Origin of the sequence: Neobacillus niacini (genome assembly GCF_023715415.1) — a bacterium.
Taxonomy (GTDB): Bacteria; Bacillota; Bacilli; order Bacillales; family Cytobacillaceae; genus Neobacillus; species Neobacillus niacini_C.
This window is the reverse complement of the sequence record NZ_JAMBOB010000005.1, coordinates 93104-112574: the sequence shown is the minus strand read 5'-3', so window position 1 is coordinate 112574 and position 19471 is coordinate 93104. Positions and strand designations below refer to the sequence as shown.

At 37.6% G+C, this 19471-nt stretch carries 22 protein-coding genes and 1 other RNA gene; 5 read left to right on the top strand and 18 right to left on the bottom strand.

Features of this window, described 5'->3' with window-relative positions:
- Window positions 1-6: 6 nt before the first annotated feature.
- Window positions 7-1104, top strand: a complete 1098-nt coding sequence (locus M3189_RS12550; protein WP_251634421.1) for a M24 family metallopeptidase — start codon at window positions 7-9, stop codon at window positions 1102-1104.
- 54 nt (window positions 1105-1158) lie between these two features.
- Window positions 1159-1355, top strand: a non-coding RNA gene (ssrS, locus tag M3189_RS12545) — 6S RNA.
- Window positions 1356-1428: 73 nt separating this feature from the next.
- On the opposite strand, the gene ald is transcribed toward ssrS, so the two are convergent.
- From ald to M3189_RS12530, 3 genes are all read right to left on the bottom strand, one after another.
- A complete protein-coding gene (gene ald, locus M3189_RS12540; protein WP_251634420.1) occupies window positions 1429-2550 on the bottom strand; it encodes an alanine dehydrogenase in 1122 nt (373 codons plus the stop codon).
- Between the two features lie 209 nt (window positions 2551-2759).
- Entirely contained in the window at window positions 2760-2972 is a 213-nt protein-coding gene (locus M3189_RS12535) for a hypothetical protein (RefSeq protein WP_251634419.1), read from the bottom strand.
- Window positions 2973-3114: 142 nt separating this feature from the next.
- Window positions 3115-3270: a hypothetical protein gene (locus M3189_RS12530; protein ID WP_251634418.1), complete on the bottom strand. Its 156-nt coding sequence runs from the start codon at window positions 3268-3270 to the stop codon at window positions 3115-3117.
- A 101-nt stretch (window positions 3271-3371) separates the two neighbouring features.
- Between M3189_RS12530 and M3189_RS12525 the strand changes: the two genes are divergently transcribed.
- Window positions 3372-3815: a universal stress protein gene (locus M3189_RS12525; protein ID WP_251634417.1), complete on the top strand. Its 444-nt coding sequence runs from the start codon at window positions 3372-3374 to the stop codon at window positions 3813-3815.
- 62 nt (window positions 3816-3877) lie between these two features.
- Entirely contained in the window at window positions 3878-4192 is a 315-nt protein-coding gene (locus M3189_RS12520; RefSeq protein WP_251634416.1) for a DUF4391 domain-containing protein, read from the top strand.
- Between the two features lie 34 nt (window positions 4193-4226).
- Here M3189_RS12520 and M3189_RS12515 read toward each other — a convergent pair whose 3' ends face one another.
- The 9 genes from M3189_RS12515 to sppA all read right to left on the bottom strand — a co-directional run bounded on the left by M3189_RS12515 (window position 4227) and on the right by sppA (window position 11631).
- Window positions 4227-4739, bottom strand: coding sequence for a MogA/MoaB family molybdenum cofactor biosynthesis protein (locus M3189_RS12515; RefSeq protein ID WP_251634415.1), 513 nt, complete (start codon window positions 4737-4739; stop codon window positions 4227-4229).
- 1 nt (window position 4740) lies between these two features.
- Window positions 4741-5577, bottom strand: coding sequence for an EcsC family protein (locus M3189_RS12510; RefSeq protein ID WP_251634414.1), 837 nt, complete (start codon window positions 5575-5577; stop codon window positions 4741-4743).
- A gap of 116 nt (window positions 5578-5693) precedes the next feature.
- Window positions 5694-6881, bottom strand: a complete 1188-nt coding sequence (locus M3189_RS12505) for an acetate kinase (protein ID WP_251634413.1) — start codon at window positions 6879-6881, stop codon at window positions 5694-5696.
- Between the two features lie 244 nt (window positions 6882-7125).
- A complete protein-coding gene (locus M3189_RS12500; RefSeq protein WP_251634412.1) occupies window positions 7126-8109 on the bottom strand; it encodes a class I SAM-dependent methyltransferase in 984 nt (327 codons plus the stop codon).
- Window positions 8110-8172: 63 nt separating this feature from the next.
- Window positions 8173-8673 carry a thiol peroxidase gene (tpx, locus tag M3189_RS12495; protein ID WP_251634411.1) on the bottom strand — a complete coding sequence of 167 codons (501 nt, stop codon included), beginning with the start codon at window positions 8671-8673 and terminating at the stop codon, window positions 8173-8175.
- Window positions 8674-8838: 165 nt separating this feature from the next.
- Window positions 8839-9315 (bottom strand): GerW family sporulation protein, encoded by a 477-nt coding sequence (gene ytfJ, locus M3189_RS12490; RefSeq protein WP_251634410.1) that lies wholly within the window; start codon window positions 9313-9315, stop codon window positions 8839-8841.
- Window positions 9316-9333: 18 nt separating this feature from the next.
- Window positions 9334-10035 (bottom strand): DUF2953 domain-containing protein, encoded by a 702-nt coding sequence (locus M3189_RS12485; RefSeq protein WP_251634409.1) that lies wholly within the window; start codon window positions 10033-10035, stop codon window positions 9334-9336.
- Window positions 10036-10108: 73 nt separating this feature from the next.
- Window positions 10109-10606 carry an RDD family protein gene (locus tag M3189_RS12480; RefSeq protein ID WP_285889622.1) on the bottom strand — a complete coding sequence of 166 codons (498 nt, stop codon included), beginning with the start codon at window positions 10604-10606 and terminating at the stop codon, window positions 10109-10111.
- A gap of 14 nt (window positions 10607-10620) precedes the next feature.
- Entirely contained in the window at window positions 10621-11631 is a 1011-nt protein-coding gene (gene sppA / locus M3189_RS12475) for a signal peptide peptidase SppA (protein ID WP_251634408.1), read from the bottom strand.
- Window positions 11632-11790: 159 nt separating this feature from the next.
- Between sppA and M3189_RS12470 the strand changes: the two genes are divergently transcribed.
- Window positions 11791-12594: an NAD kinase gene (locus tag M3189_RS12470; protein WP_251634407.1), complete on the top strand. Its 804-nt coding sequence runs from the start codon at window positions 11791-11793 to the stop codon at window positions 12592-12594.
- Window positions 12595-12636: 42 nt separating this feature from the next.
- Here M3189_RS12470 and mbcS read toward each other — a convergent pair whose 3' ends face one another.
- The 6 genes from mbcS to ezrA form a co-directional block, all read right to left on the bottom strand.
- The gene (mbcS, locus tag M3189_RS12465) at window positions 12637-14220 is read right to left on the bottom strand and encodes an acyl-CoA synthetase MbcS (RefSeq protein WP_251634406.1); all 1584 of its coding nucleotides are present in this window, start codon (window positions 14218-14220) and stop codon (window positions 12637-12639) included.
- Between the two features lie 156 nt (window positions 14221-14376).
- The gene (locus M3189_RS12460; RefSeq protein WP_133367568.1) at window positions 14377-14583 is read right to left on the bottom strand and encodes an alpha/beta-type small acid-soluble spore protein; all 207 of its coding nucleotides are present in this window, start codon (window positions 14581-14583) and stop codon (window positions 14377-14379) included.
- 287 nt (window positions 14584-14870) lie between these two features.
- Window positions 14871-16076, bottom strand: coding sequence for a tRNA uracil 4-sulfurtransferase ThiI (gene thiI / locus M3189_RS12455; RefSeq protein ID WP_251634405.1), 1206 nt, complete (start codon window positions 16074-16076; stop codon window positions 14871-14873).
- 1 nt (window position 16077) lies between these two features.
- A complete protein-coding gene (locus M3189_RS12450; RefSeq protein WP_251634404.1) occupies window positions 16078-17220 on the bottom strand; it encodes a cysteine desulfurase family protein in 1143 nt (380 codons plus the stop codon).
- A gap of 87 nt (window positions 17221-17307) precedes the next feature.
- Window positions 17308-17502 (bottom strand): hypothetical protein, encoded by a 195-nt coding sequence (locus M3189_RS12445; protein ID WP_251634403.1) that lies wholly within the window; start codon window positions 17500-17502, stop codon window positions 17308-17310.
- Between the two features lie 30 nt (window positions 17503-17532).
- Window positions 17533-19221 (bottom strand): septation ring formation regulator EzrA, encoded by a 1689-nt coding sequence (ezrA, locus tag M3189_RS12440; protein ID WP_251634402.1) that lies wholly within the window; start codon window positions 19219-19221, stop codon window positions 17533-17535.
- Window positions 19222-19471 lie beyond the last annotated feature (250 nt).

Sequence of the window (19471 nt, the reverse complement as noted above, 5' to 3'; positions counted from 1 at the left end):
GTAGTTATGAACCAAAGATTAAAAAAACTTCAAGCATGGATGAAGGAAAATGGGATTGAAGTAAGCTTCATCACCTCTTCTGAAAATGTATTTTATTTAAGCGGATTTTTCTCAAATCCACACGAGCGTTTACTTGCCCTAGCAGTTTTCCAAGAGGAAGAGCCCTTCCTTGTATGTCCTGGGATGGAAGTACATGATGTCAAAAGCTCTGGCTGGAACCAAGAAATTATTGGCTACAGTGATATCGAAAATCCATGGGAATTAGTACATACTTCAATCAAAAAAAGACTAAATGGAGTACAGAAAGTAGCGATTGAAAAGGAACATATGAATGTAGAACGCTTCGAACAGCTAACAGCTTTATTCACAGGTGCAGCTTTTGTTTCCGCAGAAGAAAAGTTAAGAAAGCTGCGGATGATTAAAGATGCAAAGGAATTAAAAATTATCGAAGAAGCTTGTGCCTTAGCTGATTACGCAATAGAAGTCGGTTGCAGCGAAATCAAAGAAGGGCGAACAGAATTAGAAGTTCTTAATGCGGTTGAGTATGCACTTAAGCAAAAAGGCGTAACGGAAATGTCATTTTCAACTATGGTTTTAACAGGTGCAAATGCTGCGTCCCCACATGGTAATCCAGGTGGGACAAAAATTCAAAAGGGCGATTTAGTACTATTTGATTTAGGTGTCGTAGTAGATCGCTATTGTTCTGATATTACAAGAACCGTTGCTTACGGTGATATAAATGATAAACAAAAAGAAATCTATGATACCGTACTAAAAGCACAGTTAGCAGCTGTTGAGGCAAGTAGACCGGGTGTTACAGCCGCTGAGGTTGACATAACGGCTCGGAGAATTATTGGGGATGCAGGCTATGGGGAATACTTCCCGCACCGCCTCGGGCATGGCTTAGGAATTAGTGTACATGAGTATCCTTCGATGACAGAGACAAATCAATTGGTTATTGAAGAAGGAATGGTGTATACCATTGAACCAGGAATTTATGTTCCTGGTGTAGCAGGAGTACGAATTGAGGATGATATTTATATAACTGCTGACGGAGCTAAAGTCTTAACCAAATTCCCAAAAGAACTACAAATTATTCGATAAATATTTAGATTTTTTTACCATTGAAATGTTGAAGGATTTGCAGTAATATACAAATACAAGCTGCGTTGTTCGTAGTGATAATTAAGTTTTAACCTTTAAGCTGTAACAGGGAGTTTTATTATCAAAGCTATAATGACAAGCCTCTGTCTATAACGACATGGAGGACAAGCAGGAGGCTTTTGCGAACACCCACTTTGAGGAGTGGTGGTTTAAAACTTTCTTATATGAGGTACGGCAAATGCGGCTCTATAAAATGAATACAAACGGCCAGCTTCGTTATGAAGCTGGCTTTATTTTTATTGCGGTGTTAACTAGGCTGTACTATTACAATTGTCCAAGTAATGTTTTAGTATCTGAATAGTGAAGACCGTGTGCTTCTGCTACTGCTTCGTATGTTACAAAGCCGCCTAGGGTATTGATACCTTTTAGGAGCGCTTCATTTTCGAGACATGCTTGTCGATAACCCTTATTTGCAATTTGGATTGCATATGGTACGGTTACGTTGGTTAACGCCATGGTAGAAGTTCTTGGAACAGCCCCAGGCATATTTGCAACAGCATAATGAACAACGCCATGTTTAATATATGTTGGGTTATCGTGTGTTGTAATACGATCCGTTGTTTCAAAGATACCACCTTGATCAATTGCAATATCCACTACGACACTTCCTGGTGTCATTGATTGAATCATTGCTTCAGAAACTAGCTTAGGAGCTTTTGCACCTGGAATTAGGACTGCACCAATCACTAAGTCAGATTCTTTAACAGCTTCGGCAATATTATAAGGGTTCGACATTAATGTTGTGATGTCAGAACCAAAGATATCATCCAGTTGACGAAGACGTTCGGGATTCAAATCGATAATTGTAACCTTTGCACCAAGTCCGATTGCCATTTTCGCAGCATTTGTTCCTGCTACACCGCCGCCGATGATTGTGACGGTTCCTCTTTGAACACCCGGAACCCCTGATAAAAGAATTCCTTTCCCGCCATGAACTTTTTCAAGGAATTGAGCACCAATCTGAGCTGCCATTCTTCCTGCAACTTCACTCATTGGGGTCAATAATGGCAGTGAGTTATTTGGTAACTGAACTGTTTCATAAGCAATTCCTACCACTTTATTATCAATTAAGGCTTTTGTTAGTTCTGGTTCAGGAGCTAAATGTAAGTATGTAAATAGGATTAAACCTTCACGAAAATATTGGTACTCACTTGGAAGTGGTTCTTTGACTTTCATAACCATTTCCATCGACCAAGCTTCTGAAGCTGTTTCTACGATCTTTGCCCCTGCAGTTATATAATCCTCATCAGTAAAAGCCGAACCGAGTCCTGCACCTTTTTCAATGTATACCTCATGACCAAATTTCAAAAGATTATAGACCCCAGCTGGTGTCATCGCAACGCGATTTTCATTATTTTTTATCTCTCTTGGAACCCCGATTCGCATGTACTTACCCCCAATTAGTATTATCATAGTAAATGAACCAAGATGATTTTAATATAACCATTTATCTAAGTAAGGAATTTACCATGAAAGCACTTTCATTTTATCAAATATATAGTGGAATCCCAACTCATTTCTTATGAAATTTGATTTTATCACAATAATTTAGTAAAAAAGCCTTGCAGGAATTGTACCTGCAAAGGCTATGATTGTTAATAGTAAGGATAGTAGTAAGGATATGGGTATGGCGGATAGTATGGATACGGGTAAGGATAATAGTAAGGTCCTGGACTTAATGCTGCCCCTAGTGCTAATCCTCCTAGGAATGGTAATCCAAATCCGAATCCAAACCTGCGACGACCAAAACCGAAGCCTGGTCGACCAAAACCAAAGCCAAATCTCATATCATTTTGATTCATGTGCATTTTTCTTTTCCTCCTCATTTTATACTTCTCACACTAAAGAATATGCACATCAGAAACTGGTTTCTTGGGTAAATGTCCCTGAGTCTGTAAATTTATATAGACATTTACATAGAAAAAACTCGCTTAGAAGCGAGTTTAGCATTTATTCCTCATTATTTTGATAAACCTCACTGCTGATTTGTTCCATCTCTTGTCCAATATACCCGCTATTATAGGAATCCATGATTTGCTCGCTTACCTCATTAGTACCATTTTCATCAAATTCAAAAGTAAATTTATTTGGGTCTTGTTTCAACATGTTTAAGCTCCTTTTCATGTATTGTTACACTTTTATTTTTCGAAAAATTGAAACATTTATACTTAGAAATTATTGTATAATTTAAGTGAGGAGGGATTGACATGGGAGGTAAATATGACCATATTTTGGTTGCCATTGATGGTTCACAAGAATCAGAGAATGCACTAGAAAAGTCGATTGAGATTGCTAAGAGGAACAATGCTAAATTGTTATTAGCACATGTGATAGACACAAGGTCATTTCTGTTAATTGATAACTATGATCCAGATATTGCTGAGCGTGCAAACAAACTTGCAATAGACATGCTCGAAAAATATCAAACCCAAGCAATAGAATCAGGCGTTGTACATGTTCAATATGAAATTGAATACGGCTCACCTAAAGTTAAAATACCTAAGGAAATAGCTAAAAAACACAATATTGACTTAATTGTTTGCGGTGCTACTGGTATGAATGCAGTTGAGAGATTCTTGATTGGCAGTGTTTCTGAACATATTACCCGTTACTCCCCATGTGATGTCCTCATTGTCCGCATACAGAAATAAACCGTGAATGCAACCTGGATGTGTTGTAGAATAGAAGAATAACTCGTCTTGGAGGCTATCTCATGAAAGAACATTTTTCCTTTGATCAACGGCTTGGCATTTCGATTCCCAATCTAAAAATGGAATGGGCACACTATAGTGAAGAAACACAGCAGGATATCCTGTTTCATTGGGAAAAAATCAGAGGTTCCATTCCTGATCGAATTGCTGAACTTGAGGATACGATTAATCAAAAGCAAGCAAAACTATCTAATGAAAATAACTTTAAAAAATCATGTGAATTAAACAGTGAAATAGCAGAACTCGCTTCCATTATTAATGACTTATGGCTATGGTACAGAGCTAACCAAACAATGGCAGATAAAATGCACCAATAAGAAGAGCTCCCCTTCTTGAAGGGAGCTCTTCTATTTATAGGTCCTTTTTTATTTCTTTTACTACATGACCAATCTCAGGCAGGATTAGTTTATTCATAGCAAGTTTTACTGCTCCTGTAGAGCCTGGGGTAGAAAATACAGCTTTATTCTTTACTACTCCTGCAATTGCCCGTGAAAGAATAGCAGCTGAACCGATATCCTCTTGGTAGCTTAACATCCTAAACAATTCTCCAAAACCAACGATTTCTTTATCCAAGATTCCCTGAACGGTTTCAATCGTTACATCCCGTTTGGCTATCCCAGTACCGCCATTTGTCAGGATGACATCAATATCTTCTTGCTCACAGCCTTTTAAAATGGCCACTTTTATTGGAGACGCTTCATCCTTAACTATGACATAATCAACAATCGCATGCCCCGCTTGTTCGAGCATTTCCATCATTACCCTGCCACTTTTATCAGTATCCTTATTTCTTGTATCACTTACAGTAATCACTTTGCAATTAACTTTCTTTGGTGCCCCTTGCTTATGTTCGGTCGTACTCATCTCACATTTCCTCTTTCTGATTTAGGTATCTCAGTTTGTAATAGTTATGGGCGAATTCTGTTACTTTTCTTGTTAATTGATAATTTGCACCTGCACCAATGGCCATGCTTACAAGTGGTATTCCTTGAATGAGCCGTTTACGGAATATCGCTATCACCATAGCTTTGAGTAACTGTTGAATGGGTTGCTCTAGCCAGGTCACATCCGATATTTCTTCATTACCTTCATAAAAATAATGGTCATTACTTGAGCTCATTTCAATCATTAAGTTAGACCAGCCCTCCTTTTGCAGGCGAGGGGGTAATGTTGCTGTATGAAAGACCTTTAAAGAACTCATCATCTCGTAAGGTGTATTTACCTCAAACCCATATGTCATGGCAATGAGTTGCACCACCCTTAAATTAATAACCGCCATAGCTGGAATATCTGTACCTAACAGCAGCGGTCCACCCGTACCCGCTAGGCCTCCCTGTGCAAAGGAGTATAGACGGTGCCTGGCAATTTGCTGCATGGCTATATACTGCAACTGATCTATATCCAATTTCCTTAAATCCTCAATTTGGTGCAATTCCTTATTAAAAACACGGCCTGAAGATAGGATTCTCTCCTTCGCATCCATTTGGATCTGAGACCCTTGAATCATTCCGTGCAAATGGAATAACCAGGAATCAATAACCGAAAAAAACTGTTGTTGTACATTTTCAGGTAATAAGGCGAAAGAACGCTCTAAATATTTTTCATACGTAAGCTGCAGGTCATTTGCTTCGTAATTCAATAGGTGCGTTTCCCATTCTCTAATTTCATTTAATACCTCTGTCTCCCGATCAGTTAATGGCATAGGCAATCCCTCTCCTCTCCCTTTATTTCCTTTCCTTCCAGTATATCACAAAAAAAATCACTAAAAAAACGCAAAAGGCAAACCATCTCTAGGATAGTTTGCCTTTTTAATATAAATTATTGTGCTAAACGTACAACGTCGCGTGCAATCATTACTTCTTCATTTGTAGGAATAACGATTACTTTTACAGGGGAGTGTGGATAGTTAATAAACCTTTCCTCACCTCTGATTTTATTTAAAGCTGGATCCCAGTAAACACCCATAAATTCTAGACCTTTTAAGACTTGTTCACGAACGACATCGCTGTTCTCACCTATACCAGCCGTAAAGATAATGGCATCGACCCCATACATACGTGAGGCATATGAACCAATATATTTATGGATACGGTTAGCAAAAACGTCTAATGCAAGCTGTGCGCGATCATTACCATTACGTGCTTCAATTTCAATGTCTCTTAAATCACTTGAGAAACCAGAAACCCCTAACATTCCGCTCTCTTTATTTAACACATCAAGAACTTCTTCTGCTGTTTTATTTGTCTTTTCCATAATAAATGGAATTAAAGCAGGGTCAATATTACCTGAACGAGTTCCCATCGTAACCCCAGCTAATGGTGTAAAGCCCATTGATGTATCAATTGATTTTCCACCTTCAATGGCAGCAATACTTGCTCCATTTCCTAGATGGCAGGAAAGAAGGCGAAGCTGTTCGACCGGACGGCCCAAAAGTTCAGCAGCACGCTGTGAAACATATTTATGACTCGTACCATGGAAGCCATATTTACGGATACCATATTTCTCATAGTATTCGTATGGAAGGCTATAGAGATATGAACTTTCTGGCATCGTTTGATGGAAAGCTGTATCAAATACTGCTACTGCTGGAACGTTCGGCAATACTGCATGAAAAGCCTTTATTCCAGTAACATTTGCAGGATTATGCAATGGCGCTAATTCTGACAATGCTTCAATCTTACCAAGAACTTCTTCAGTAATAAGAGCGGAATCATTAAACTCTTCTCCGCCATGAACCACTCGGTGACCAATTCCTTCAATTTCATTTAAAGATTGAATAATACCTAAAGTAGTAAGCTTATCAAGCAGCATTTTAACAGCTACATCATGGTCAGGAATATCCGTTGTTTCTGTAATTTTTTCACCATTAACCGAAATGGTGAAGATTGAATCGTTTATGCCTATTCTTTCAATTAGTCCTTTTGTTATTACCGCTTCAGCCGGCATTTCAAATAATTGGAACTTTAGAGATGAACTGCCCGCATTAATTGCAATTATTTTAGACATTATATTTACCGCTCCTTTTATAAAACAACATCGGTTCGGGGAAGGTCCTTTTTTTCGTTCAAGGTTATTTTGCGCAAAACCGACATCGTTTATTGCTTTCCTCACCTCATTTAATCACTGTATATATTACATTTCAAGGAGGAAATTGGATGGAAACGGTTACCTCCAAAATGATAATTTATTCACATTATTCTAATTGTTCTTAATCAATAAAAAAGCGATAAAACCGCTGTGAAACCCGGTTTTACCGCTTATTATCCTGGAACCATTTATCGATTTTTCTCAAGATATTGTCCATCTCAACTGCACTCGATAAGTTGGGAAGATTAGCAAGTAAGGCCTGTTTAGGCGCCGCTATCCCTTCACCCTTTTTTTGTAGGACCAAAATACTTTTTGCTGCATTTTTATTCTTAAACATACTTAGTGGAAGTTGAAGTACCCCTTGAACAATGATTTCTTCCTTAAAGTATTCACGAAGCTGCCCGGCCTGATCACTTTCAAAAAGCCCGTTTGGAATGATAAAAAATAAATATCCTCCCTGCTTTGTGTGCTTGACACTCTGTTCAATAAATAAATGATGCGCATATGAGTGTCCTTCTGGCGCTTTTAACTGGTAATCTGAAGCCCGGACATCATTTGGATAATATCCAACTGGCAAATCGGCAATTACCGCATCAACAGGGTCAATAAATAAAGGTTCAAGACTATCTTGATTAAAAAGCTCTATTGGGTGCTCCTGTAAATTTGCATTCACATAGGAAAGTTTAAGTAACAGGTCATCTATATCAATGCCAATACTTTGGACATCTTTTTGCAGCTGATTTAATACGGTCGTTACTAAATTTCCTGTTCCAATCGCAGGGTCTAACAAACGGAAGTTAGGCTGTTCTATAAATTTATCCACTAGATAGCTCATTAACATACCCACACTATCAGGCGTCATTTGATGGTTTGGCTGAACACTTTCTTTCATTCCTTTTAAGATGACAAGCTGATAGGCTTTTCGAATTTCTTCCTTTGTAAAACTGCTTAAATGTATTTCTTGGTATTGTTTCTGAAGTCTTTTTTCAGTAATTTCACTTACTTCATCCTGAAGTACAGATCCATGAAATAAATTCTCACCGGTTTCGGCTAATGCTTCTAAATATGTACAAGATAGTTCTTCCTGCAGGACAAGAGCAGTTTCATTGAATAACGTGAAAAGCTGCTCGACTGGAGCCATTTTCATACTATACCTCCTAAAATAAAGAAAAGACCTCATCAATTGACGAGGCCTTAATCGCCATCTAATTTACTTTGCATTCCTAGCAGCTTCAAGTGCCGCTTCATAGTTCGGGTGATTTGTTGCCTCACTTACGTATTCCACATAAGTAACAGTATCACTAGAATCTACAACAAATACAGCACGAGTCAATAATCGAAGCTCCTGAATGGCCACACCAAATGCTTCTCCAAAAGAAAGGTCGCGATGGTCTGATAGAGTTTGGACATTTTCAATGCCGTTAGCTCCACACCAGCGTTTTTGTGCGAATGGTAAGTCAACGCTGACAGTTAAGATTTTAACATCCCCTAAGCTATTCGCTTCTTCATTAAAACGACGTGTTTCTGCATCACATACGCCAGTATCTAAAGAAGGCACAGCACTAATTAAACGAACCTGTCCTTTTGTATTTTCTAGCGTTACAGGTGATAAGTCATTCGCCAATACGCTGAAATTAGGAGCTTTGTCGCCCACTTTTACTTCGTTTCCTAGCAATGTTACTGGGTTCCCCTTAAACGTTACGTTTGCCATTTAAATATCCTCCTTTTTCGTACAAAAGCGAAATAATTTGCGCCTTCATCACAATTATGTACAGTGTAAATATATCTTTTCAGAATATTTTTTGCAATGATTTAGGCTTCTTCTTTCATGAAAAAAGTTAATCTTCCTCTTGAATTTGGAAGATTAACTTTTTACCTATATATCAAATTCTTGTTTAGGAGCCTCATGTTGTTTCGATTGACCTGAACCTTGACCTGAACCTTGCTGCTCATTTTTCTTTGAGAACATTTGCTGAATTTTATCCACTGCTTGTGGAGCCATTTCTAAAATCTTTTCATAAAGATGAGTACTTTCGTCGAGATGAAGCATTTTTACTCCATGTGAATTCACAATTAAAAAAGCAATTGGAGTAATGGAAACTCCTCCACCGCTCCCGCCCCCAAATGGCAGCTTTGGTTGTCCCTGACCTTGTTCCTGACCTTTTGATTGGGAACTATCAAGTTTAAACTCACTACCACCTGCTGCAAATCCAAAACCAACTTTTGAAACGGTAAGAATGACACTTCCATCAGGCGTTTCAACAGGATCACCAATAATCGTATTTACGTCAATCATTTCTTTTAAGCTTTCCATTGCAGTCGTCATTAAACCTTGAATTGGATGTTCAGACATGGCTGTTTCCTCCTCTTTTTAAACGGTTTTAGTTTTTTCCTTTGCATAAGCTGTGTTCATTTTGAAATTTGGGCGTCCGCCCTTCCAGAATTTTATTAGTTTTAATCCTGCTAAAATAGCATACCCGATACGAAACTGAATAATACATGTAATCCGGGTTTGGATAACAGCCATTTGAAAATGAGGAGTAACGGATAAAACCGGCATTTCCTTCAGTCTCAAAAAGTGACTAATCATGCCCACAACGCTTCCTTTAAGAGTCCAAAGTGCGCCAGTTATGATGCCAGTATGTGCCGCATCACCCACTCCAACTAATGAATGCCATTCAAGTCGCTTAATCATTACTTTTTTCATAAATTTACTTACAATCACCTGCATGTTAAAAACATGCTGAATGAGTTCTTTTGCGTTTGACAATTGTGTTTCAATGTAATCCTTGCCAATTTGTTGGACCTTACTCGAGGATTCACTTTCACCTGAATCTCCCATACTCGTATTACCCTTTACGACGATACTCGGTGAGTTATCATCAATTTTAATCAAGGGAACATTGATTTTATATTTAATCAAACCAAACCAGAGTTTAAACACTACACTCAATTCATCATTATCATTATGATGAAAAAAATTAAGATGGATTGTTAGTTTCGAAAAGATGATTAGTAGAAATAATAAAATAATAGCGCTGAGAGCTATATACAGCCATACCAATTTTTTCACTCCTTTTGTCGCCTATTAGTATCACCCGAAGAAGGAAAAATAAACCCGCTAACGAATCGTTAGCGGGCTTGAATTATCGATCTACATGAATGACCGAGGTATCTGTAAAGAGGTCGTGAAGTCCTTGTTTTTTGGGTAAAAAGGCGACAATGATATATCCAATAACCACTGTTGCTGAGATAAATCGGCCAATCCATTCTCGAAAAAGTATGGTTCCCCATGATAATTTGTCATTCTTCAAATCAATTACTTTTATACCAAATACCATTTTTCCAAGCGTTTGATTAAAATATTTTGTCATTAACACGAAATATAAATAAAATATGATTGCACTAGCTATGGAAATCGGGGCAAACATATTAAATTCTATCAAAGGAATCCCAAGTGCCCGAAATAGTGGATTAATAATTAATCGCTCTATACTCCCAACCACAATTAAATCCAACAGGTAAGCCCAAAACCGCATCCAAAAACCCGCATAACGAATGGAGATTATATCGGATTCATGTGTAGTTATTGGCTCATCGACTTTAACTAATTCATTTGTATTTATTTGATTTTCATTTTCCATCTACTCGTCCCCTCCTACTCTGCATACAAATACATTAGGCGTGGAGAATTGGGTCTTGATAAAATATCCATAAGTCCAGTCATCTCATTATCCGCACCAATAAATTTTTGAACCTTAAAGTTTAATAATGAACCAAATCCTATTTGCTCGGTATAGCGGACAACCTTTGCGTCCTTTAGTTTCTCCTGTTCTTTCATCTGCTGTATCACATCTTCTAAATATCCAAAACCGTCAATTAAGTTCAGCTCTTTTGCCTGTCTTCCATCATAGATTCTTCCATCCGCAATCTTTTTCACCTGATCAGTAGTCATCTTTCTGCCTTCTGAAATAACCTTAACAAACCCCTCATAGGAATTGTCGATCATTTTTTGAAGGATTTGCCGCTCTTCCTCCGTCATTTGTCGAGTCGGACTCATAATATCTTTATATTGACCACTTTTGATGGTGACAAAATCTACCCCATACTTTTCAGCTAATCCTTCATAATTGATTCCCTGCATAATTACACCTAGTGAACCAGTCATTGTTTCTTCACTTGCAAAGATTTTTTTCGCTCCTGCGGAAATATAATACCCGCCAGAAGCAGCCATAGAACCCATTGAAACATAAACTGGTTTCTTTGTTTCCTTTTGGATTTCTAGAAGCTTATCATGGATTTCAGCACTTTCAACTACTCCGCCACCCGGTGAGTTAACCTTAAGAATAATCCCTTTTACGCTATCATCTTCTTTAATGTAATCTAACCTTTTCATAAATCCTTGATGATTATATCCTGCTGCTTGAAAGAATGATTCTGCGGTATTCGTGTCCTGAATAACACCATTGACATCCAGTACAGCAATCTTCTTCATTTCATTTCCTTCCTGTACTACTTCCTCCGTAAAAGGAAGCTCAGAAGCAGCTAAAAGCTCACTTATATCTGTTTCGATACCTTTAAAAGCAAATGCAGATAAGAAATTAATCATAACTGATACAAAAAATAATGCCGCAGCAATTCCAAGAGCGGCCCATCGTTTCCCATTCATGTTAAAAATCCTCCTTGTTTATTTTAAAAATTTTCCTTACATAATTTAATATTGTTTCAAGATAATGTTAAAATTAATGCAGGACTACCTTAGTTTAACAAAAATAAAAAGCTTATTGGGCTATTTTTACAAACTAATAACCAAAATATGGAGGGTACCATGGGAGATAGACGTAATATCTTTTTTTATCACCACTTAGATAAGGAAATGCTGGAAAGGGTCGGAGACTTACATTCGATGGCAGAACAGTATCGTTTAACTATTGTAAAGGACCACCGCCAAGCCAACATCATTGCGAGTATTGGTGATGATGGAACATTCCTGCAGGCTGTAAGGAAAACCGGATTTCGTGATGATGTTCTCTACGGTGGTATTACAATCAAGGATAGTTTAAGTATGTATTGTGACTTCAAAATTAATGAATCCTCTAAAATGATAGAGGCAGTTTCAAATGAACAGTTAAAAGTTCGCCGTTATCCATTTATAGAGGTAATGGTCGACGGACAAGGAACTTTTCCTTGTCTTAATGAATTTAGTATTCGCTCCTCTATCATAAAAACACTGGAATTTGATGTATTTATTAATGACCTCCATTTTGAAACCTTTCGTGGAGATGGTTTAATCGTCGCTACCCCAACTGGAAGTACAGCTTATAATAAATCTGTTAATGGTGCTGTTGTTGACCCCTTAATTTCATGCATGCAAATAAGTGAAGTGGCTTCGATTAATAATAACAAATACCGCACTTTAGGTTCGCCCTTTGTTATTGGCGGTGAACGCACTCTGACGCTTAAAATAATTTCTGCTGAAGGCAATGAACATCCAACAATGGGCTTAGACAATGAGGCATTAAGTATTCAGCATGTTGATAAGATCCAAATTAAACTCAGTGATAAAAAGATTAAAACGCTGAAGTTAAAAGATAACTCCTTCTGGGAAAAGGTAAAAAGAACCTTTCTTTAATAGCAAAAAGGCTGTCGATTGAATGACAGCCTTTTTTTATTATTATTGTTTTATTGATTGCATTTCCTGCTGGCGAAGTTCAATCCGACGTATTTTTCCTGAAGTTGTTTTTGGAAGTTCTGACAAATATTCAATTTTCCTTGGATATTTATATGGTGCTGTAAGTGTTTTAACATGCTCCTGAAGATTTTTGGTTAATTCAGGGGCATTTGCATCGACATCCTCTTTTAACACAACAAACGCTTTTACTATGAATCCCCTAATTTCATCAGGGCTAGCCACTACTGCGCATTCTTTAACAAATGGATGTTTTACAAGTGCATCCTCTACTTCAAAAGGTCCAATTGTGTAGCCGGAACTGATAATGATATCATCTCCACGTCCTTCAAACCAAAAGTATCCATCCTCATCCTTCTTTGCTTTATCACCCGTAATATAGTACTCCCCACGAAATTGCATCGCAGTTCTCTCTAGGTCCTTATAATAGTTCTTAAATAAAGCAGGGGTTTCAATGTGCACAGCGATGTCCCCAACTTCACCAACTGAACAAATTTCGCCTTCTTCATTGATGATTTCTACTCTATTGCCCGGAGTTGGTTTGCCCATAGAACCTGATTTAAGCTCCATTCCTTTTGTTATTCCAACCAACAAGGTATTTTCAGTCTGACCATAGCCGTCACGGACATCCACATTAAAATGTCTCTTAAACGTTTCAATAACCTCACGATTAAGTGGTTCTCCAGCAGAAACGGCACTATGCAAGCTAGGTAATTTGTAATCTCCTAGATTCTCTACCTTTGCCATTATCCGATATTCCGTTGGTGTACAGCAAAGGACATTAACGGAATATTTTTCTAAAAGGCTTAAATACTTTTGGGGATCAAATTTGCCGTTATACACAAGCCCAGTTCCTCCTGAACCAAGAACTGATAAAAATGGACTCCAAATCCACTTTTGCCAGCCTGGCGCTGCAGTTGCCCAAACAGTATCTCCATCTTCAATACAAAGCCATTTTGGTGCGGCTGTTTTTAAATGTGCAAATGCCCATCCATGTGTATGTACAACCCCTTTGGGATTACCGGTTGTTCCTGATGTATAAGATAAAAATGCCATGTCATCTCGAAGAGTATCAGCAAACTCAAACTCCTGTGACGCCGCTATCATTTCTTCCTCTAGATGTATCCAATTCTCATGCTTTTCGCCCACTGAAAACTTTATTAGGTGCTGGGTACTCGAAATATTTTTAAATTGATCAACAAACGGATAATAACTAATGACTGCTTTTACATCACCATGCGTAATTCGATATTGAAGGTCTTTTTCACGCAGCATTTCAGAGCTTGGAATGACAACTAATCCAGCTTTTAAAGCCGCTAAGTAAACAACATAGGCTTCAATTAGTCTAGGTATGATGACTAGTATAACATCGCCTTTTTTTAGACCATTTTGTGTGAAAACATTTCCCGCTTGATTTACTTTTTTAAGTAACTCTTGATATGTAACCTGATTCGTTTCCCCTAATTCATTTTCCCATTTTAATGCTAATCTTTCTGGATCCTTTGCAAAACGTTCAACTTCCGATACAAGATTATACTTTTCTGGTGCAATTAATTCTTCACGGTTCATGTTTCTCCCCCTCACTCAAAATAAAAAACTTTATCACAGATATTATTATACAAAATTATTCAAAAATTTAAAATTGTTATACTAAAAATAGTCTTTTTGTGCATAAAGAAAGAGAGTGGGAAAAATCCCACTCTCTGTAGCCATCTTATTTATTTGTTATCGTGAAAATCCGCCGCCTAATTGAGACTCAGCCATTGCTACTAAACGCTTAGTGATTTCACCACCAACAGAACCGTTAGCGCGTGAAGTAGTATCCCCACCAAGTTGTACACCGAATTCAGAAGCAATTTCGTATTTCATTTGAGAAAGAGCTTGTTCTACACCAGGTACAAGTAATTGATTTGAGTTGTTGTTACTAGCCATGTGATATCACCTCCTTGTGAGTATAGAATGTGTAGAATCACATGGCAGTATTCTTTTTTATAATTGGTAATTGTTCACAAATATTTCACATTTTTCATAATTACTGTCCCTGTTCATATTGAATGTTGATTGAAACTCCAGGCACTTCGCTTTCCGCGGGCGACCGCCGAGCCTCCTCGACACTGCGTGTCTGCGGGGTCTCGCCTGTCTCGCTTCTCCCGCAGGAGTCTCGTGCCTTCCGTTCCAATCAACATTGCGGCAATATAAATGAACCGTATCAAATTTATTTAAAATAAATCTTCAAATTCTGAGGACTGTTTGCTGTCTGGTCTGATTGTTAGTGTTTCTGTGTTTTGTACTGCTTCTTGTATTAAAGAGTCGAAGTCATGGAAGCTTTCGTAGTGCATGACTTTTTCTCTTTTTGGTTTTGTTTTTGGTGAGGATGGGACAAAGATGGTACAGCAATCCTCGAATGGTCTGATTGAGATATCGTAGGTGTCTATTTCTTTGGCGATTTTAATAATATCATTTTTATCCATTGTCAGCAGTGGCCGTAGGATTGGGGTATTGGTTACCTCATTAATGGCATACATGCTTTCCAATGTTTGACTTGCGACCTGCCCAAGGTTATCACCGGTAATAATCGCTAGTGCCTCTTGTTTTTTTCTAATTTCATCTGTGATACGAAGCATAAACCTTCTTGTTGTAGTCATCGAATAGTTTTCAGGAATTTGTTCTTTTATGGTTTGCTGTATCGTCGTAAACGGGACAATATGCAGTTTCATGGAACCAAAAATTTCAGCTAGTTTTTTTGCTAAATCGATGACTTTTTCCTTGGATCTTTCACTTGTATACGGGGGACTAAAGAAATGTACAGCTTCAATTTCCACCCCCCGTTTCATGGTAAAATAGCCTGCAACTGGACTATCAATTCCCCCTGAAAGCATCAACATCGCCTTGCCACTAGATCCAACTGGCAGTCCGCCAGCTCCTAGGATGTTCTCACAAGACATGTAAATGGCCTCAGCTAGAACCTCAATTTTTAAATTAATATCGGGATTTTTAACATCAACCTTTATGCCAGGAATATTTCCGAGTATATGCCCGCCAAATGTATGATTAATACCGGATGTATCCAATCCAAATGATTTATCTGAACGTTTAGGAGAAATTTTAAAGGTTTGACCCTCTGTGTATAGGCTTTTTACTAAGGACAGTGCGGCCTCTTTCATTTGTTCAATGTCTTTCTCAACTCTTATTGCTGGACTAAGGGATTGAATCCCAAATATATTTTTCAATGACTTAATGATTTCTTGAACATTTTCACCATTAACGAGAACATACATCCTGTCCCGCTCAGCCCGAATTTTAATTTTTGGAAAAGGAGCCAATGCAATTCGAACGCTCTTTCTTAACTTGTCTACAAATTTCTTCCGATTTCTGCCTTTGGTTGAAATTTCACCATAGCGAATCAGGATACGATCATAATTCATATTAGTTCATAACCTTTCTAAGTTGTTTTGCACCTTCTTCGATTGCCACAATTACCTTTTGTGCCTCATCCTCATTATTATCGTAGGATAAGCTTATTCTAAACGCACTGTCAGCCAAATCGTCTGGGACTCCCATCGCTAAGAGTGTTTGACTTGGCAATTGTTTCTTAGAAGAGCATGCACTTGTTGTCGATAAATAGATTCCTTTTTGCTCTAGCGTATGGATTAATACTTCTGCTTTCACACCCCTGATTGAAAAGTTTAGAATATGGGGTGCAGAATTTTCAAGCGGGGTATTGATTGTAAGTCCGTCAATCCTGCTTAGCTCTTCTCTCAGAAGTGTTTTAACCCGACTCATTCTTTCTAATCCCAAATCACTGTTTCCTATCGTCATCCTTAAAGCCTTAGCCATTGCAACTGCACCTGCTACATTTTCTGTACCGCTTCTTATTTTCCATTCCTGGTTTCCTCCCGAAAGCAGAGGGTCCAATCTAACACCTTCTCTTATAAAGAGTGAACCAGTGCCCTTTAATCCATGAAACTTATGTGCTGAAATGGAGGATAAATCCACACGATTTTCCATTAGGTTTAATGGAACTTTTCCGACAGCTTGTACAGCGTCTACATGAAAGAGAATGTTTGGATATTGGCTTAAGAGTTCACCTATCTCTTTAATGGGCTGTATGGTTCCAACCTCATTATTGACCTGCATAACAGACACAAGGATTGTATTCTTTTGAATAGAAGCTTTGACATCCTCGACCTTCACTCTTCCATGATGGTCAGTTGGCAAATAAGTAATTTCAAAGCCTAATTTCTTCAGCTGTTCCATTGAACCACGAACAGATGGATGCTCAATACTAGACAATATCAAGTGTTTTCCTTTATTTTTATGTAAAATCGCACTCCCTTTAATTGCCAGGTTATTACTTTCTGTACCACCGGAGGTAAAGTAAATTTCAGTTGGTTTAACGGCTAGGAGGCTGGCTACTTGTGTTCGTGCTTGAGTAAGAAGTTTCTCAGCTTGAACTCCCAATCCATGGAGGGAGGATGGATTGCCAAAAAATTCACTTGAAACCTTTACAAAAGAGTCTACTGCCTCTTTATATGGCTTTGTGGTTGCACTATTATCAAAATAAATCATATCTTTAACACCTCACCTTTGCGCAGATTAAATCTTACCACAAACTGAATCAATTGAAAAAGGTTTGCGTTTTAGATAAAGGCTGTGTTATATATGGCCGTTGATTTGTGCTCCATGCGCTTCGCTTTCCGCAGGCGTTGCGGGAAGCCTCCTCGGCGCTAAAGCGCCTGCGGGGTCTCCCCTGCTCCGTACTCCTGCAGGAGTCTCGCGCCTTCCGCACAAATCAACTAGTTCATTTCCAAATTTACCTTTAACACAGCCTAAAAAAAACCGATTCACCATGTAAGGTTGAATCGGTTTTTAGGGGTTGTTCTATTCTTTACCTACTGTAGCTTTAATTTTCTTTAAGGCTCCAGGGTCGATGGATTCAAGGGAAGTTGCTGCTTGTTCCAATGCTTCCTGGTACTCAAAATGTCTAAATGCTTGTTCTGCATCATTTAGTCCTTTGGCAACCGACGGATATTGACTACGATACCTATTTCCATATTGAATTGCTTTTTCAGCAAGTAATACATTCTCAATCAATTCAACTGTAGTAGTAGAAAGTTTATCAACCGTCAGAACTGCAATTTCTAAATATTGATTCAGCGCAGAAACATTAAGCGGCTTTTCTTGAAGCTGCAGCCTTACGTTTTGAATACTCTCATTGGTATCCTCAAATAAGAATTGATAATCTTCTGGTAAACCAGGAATATTACTTTTGGAAACCAAACGAATCGTTTCTCCCACTTTTTTGGTTAGGTCCTTAAGTGTTTCTCGAGCTTCGAACTCATCCTTCCTTAGCGCTTGAAGCTTGAGTCCGAAATTTTCCTGTTCTTCCTGGATCATTTCGATATGAGTTTTTATTTCTTTCAATTCTTCACAGAGTACCGTTAATGCCGTTTCATTGATATTTAATTTTTCCATTAGGATTTCATAATGTTTCGTAACAGAAGCAAGTTGTTTTTCTAAGTGTCTTTGAATTTCAAAGTCACTATCTGTTAAATGATAGCTTTCTTGAACATGCTTTACTTCGTTTGAAAGTTGGTCATGTTCATCTAATACAGAACTTAAGAGTCCACTCATACTTTTTTCGTTTTGGAAGATAAAATGCTTGGCATTTACTTCTTTTTCCAATAAGTCGAAAAGTATGTCAATCCGTTCTTTAACTTCACCAATTCCTTCTAGTGCATTTTCAATTTTCGTCTCTTCAATCAAAGCTAAATACTCAACCAATTTTTCTTTCAAACTATCGATTTCAGTCTCTAACTGAATATGACCTAAGTAATAACCTTTTTCAGTCATCTCTCTATATCCTTCGAGAATATCGGTTAATTGGGCTGGTATAAGTGAATGACATTCGATTAAAAGCTGAGGAATTAAATCCATATTCTTTTTAACGATCGTTAATTGTTCTTGGATTGACAGTACAAGTTCACGTGCTTCAAGATAATTACCATTATCTGTTTTCTCATCAAACTCATGAAACTTTTTCGTTACATCATCCAATTGCACTTCTAAGTGTTTTTCAGATTTACCAAAACTATGACGATGAGCAAGCAGCGTTTTTTTCGTTTCCCGATACATTTCCTTTAACTGCTCAATTTCCGTTCTATTCTTTTCTTCGCTTCCCACAAGCTCATGTAGTTCTTCAACAATTTTATTAATTTCAGTTTCTGTTGCTTGTAATTTATTATTGATTTCCTGTTGAATACCTTTCGCCTTATTAAAGCGATAGCGGTCTATATATTCTTCGGCGTCAAATAACATCTCTTCCAAATTAGGTAACTTAACGGTTACGATTTCATCCCATTGGTTACGCCAGCCCTCGAATAATTCTTCGGTTTGGCCGGTCATATTCAATTTTTTCACCTTTGACATTTCATCCATTATTGGTCGATTAAACAAATCAATTTTCCAGGCTTCTAACCTATCCATCTCTTTAAAATACTTTTTCTTTATAAAATACCCCAATACAAATAAGGCTAGTAGTAGGATGATAAATCCAATAAAATATTTCACATTCAAGCCTCCTGTTTCAAACACTTCATATAAATCATTAATACATTAGATACTAATCTATAAATAAATTATAATTGTTGGTAAGTTCAATGCCTCTATGATACCATGTAAACGACATTTTTTGACTATTAATTTCATTTTTTTTGTAAAAGAAATTTTAATTTACTAATTTATGACAAATTCCTTTTGAAAAAACTCACTTACCATAAATATTCAAATTAAAAAGCACTTGCTTAAAGGAAATTGGTTT

What these genes read in the sequence shown, in the direction of transcription:
- M3189_RS12550 (WP_251634421.1), top strand. Translation starts at nt 7, where the DNA reads ATGAACCAAAGATTAAAAAAACTTCAAGCATGGATGAAGGAAAATGGG.
- ald (WP_251634420.1), bottom strand. Translation starts at nt 2,550, where the DNA reads ATGCGAATCGGGGTTCCAAGAGAGATAAAAAATAATGAAAATCGCGTT.
- M3189_RS12535 (WP_251634419.1), bottom strand. Translation starts at nt 2,972, where the DNA reads ATGCACATGAATCAAAATGATATGAGATTTGGCTTTGGTTTTGGTCGA.
- M3189_RS12530 (WP_251634418.1), bottom strand. Translation starts at nt 3,270, where the DNA reads ATGTTGAAACAAGACCCAAATAAATTTACTTTTGAATTTGATGAAAAT.
- M3189_RS12525 (WP_251634417.1), top strand. Translation starts at nt 3,372, where the DNA reads ATGGGAGGTAAATATGACCATATTTTGGTTGCCATTGATGGTTCACAA.
- M3189_RS12520 (WP_251634416.1), top strand. Translation starts at nt 3,878, where the DNA reads ATGAAAGAACATTTTTCCTTTGATCAACGGCTTGGCATTTCGATTCCC.
- M3189_RS12515 (WP_251634415.1), bottom strand. Translation starts at nt 4,739, where the DNA reads ATGAGTACGACCGAACATAAGCAAGGGGCACCAAAGAAAGTTAATTGC.
- M3189_RS12510 (WP_251634414.1), bottom strand. Translation starts at nt 5,577, where the DNA reads ATGCCATTAACTGATCGGGAGACAGAGGTATTAAATGAAATTAGAGAA.
- M3189_RS12505 (WP_251634413.1), bottom strand. Translation starts at nt 6,881, where the DNA reads ATGTCTAAAATAATTGCAATTAATGCGGGCAGTTCATCTCTAAAGTTC.
- M3189_RS12500 (WP_251634412.1), bottom strand. Translation starts at nt 8,109, where the DNA reads ATGAAAATGGCTCCAGTCGAGCAGCTTTTCACGTTATTCAATGAAACT.
- tpx (WP_251634411.1), bottom strand. Translation starts at nt 8,673, where the DNA reads ATGGCAAACGTAACGTTTAAGGGGAACCCAGTAACATTGCTAGGAAAC.
- ytfJ (WP_251634410.1), bottom strand. Translation starts at nt 9,315, where the DNA reads ATGTCTGAACATCCAATTCAAGGTTTAATGACGACTGCAATGGAAAGC.
- M3189_RS12480 (WP_285889622.1), bottom strand. Translation starts at nt 10,606, where the DNA reads ATGGAAAATGAAAATCAAATAAATACAAATGAATTAGTTAAAGTCGAT.
- sppA (WP_251634408.1), bottom strand. Translation starts at nt 11,631, where the DNA reads ATGAATGGGAAACGATGGGCCGCTCTTGGAATTGCTGCGGCATTATTT.
- M3189_RS12470 (WP_251634407.1), top strand. Translation starts at nt 11,791, where the DNA reads ATGGGAGATAGACGTAATATCTTTTTTTATCACCACTTAGATAAGGAA.
- mbcS (WP_251634406.1), bottom strand. Translation starts at nt 14,220, where the DNA reads ATGAACCGTGAAGAATTAATTGCACCAGAAAAGTATAATCTTGTATCG.
- M3189_RS12460 (WP_133367568.1), bottom strand. Translation starts at nt 14,583, where the DNA reads ATGGCTAGTAACAACAACTCAAATCAATTACTTGTACCTGGTGTAGAA.
- thiI (WP_251634405.1), bottom strand. Translation starts at nt 16,076, where the DNA reads ATGAATTATGATCGTATCCTGATTCGCTATGGTGAAATTTCAACCAAA.
- M3189_RS12450 (WP_251634404.1), bottom strand. Translation starts at nt 17,220, where the DNA reads ATGATTTATTTTGATAATAGTGCAACCACAAAGCCATATAAAGAGGCA.
- M3189_RS12445 (WP_251634403.1), bottom strand. Translation starts at nt 17,502, where the DNA reads ATGGTGAATCGGTTTTTTTTAGGCTGTGTTAAAGGTAAATTTGGAAAT.